The organism is Psychrobacter sp. 1U2 (assembly GCF_051847575.1).
Map to the genome: position 1 here is coordinate 1 of NZ_JBPYDC010000933.1, position 767 is coordinate 767.

Annotated in this window: 1 protein-coding gene; it reads left to right on the plus strand. The window is 45.0% G+C overall.

The window, feature by feature from the left end; all coding sequences use genetic code 11:
- A partial coding sequence (locus ACS8FD_RS19640) for an FAD-dependent oxidoreductase (RefSeq protein ID WP_439277101.1) occupies window positions 1-767 on the plus strand: 767 nt, incomplete at both ends.

Here is a 767-nt window from a genome sequence, read left to right on the forward strand (position 1 = left end):
GTTAGTTGACGGTAAAGGTGGTGACAAAAAAGTTAAGTTTGTCGCTTTAGAAGATGAATCTGAGACCACCATCATTGCAAAAAACGTTATTTTGGCAGCAGGCTCTGTGCCTATCGAGATTCCAGTCGCCAAAACTGACGGCGATCGTATCGTTGACTCAACAGGCGCGCTTGATTTCACTGAAGTGCCTAAACGTTTAGGCGTTATCGGTGCTGGTGTTATCGGTCTTGAGCTTGGTTCTGTATGGCGCCGCTTAGGTAGTGAAGTGGTTGTATACGAAGCGCTACCTGAATTTTTAGCCGCTGCTGATAAAGACATCGCTAAAGAATCTCGTAAGATGTTTAAGAAGCAAGGCCTTGATATCCGTGTCGATACCAAAGTAACCAATGCTGAAGTACAAGGTGATGAAGTCGTCGTTACAAGCGAAAACAAAGGCGAATCGAGCGAGGAGCGTTTTGATAAGCTCATCGTTTGTGTCGGTCGCCGTGCTTACTCTGAAAAACTACTGGGTGATGACAGCGGTATTACCTTGACTGAACGTGGTTTGATCGATGTCAATGAACAATGTAAAACCAATCTTGATGGCGTATATGCCATTGGTGATTTAGTCCGTGGTCCTATGCTGGCGCATAAAGCCATGGAAGAGGGCATGATGGCGGTTGAGCGTATTCATGGTGAAAAAGCACAAGTCAACTATGATACTATTATCAACGTTATTTATACGCATCCAGAAATCGCATGGGTTGGTCTCACTGAGCAAGAAGCGA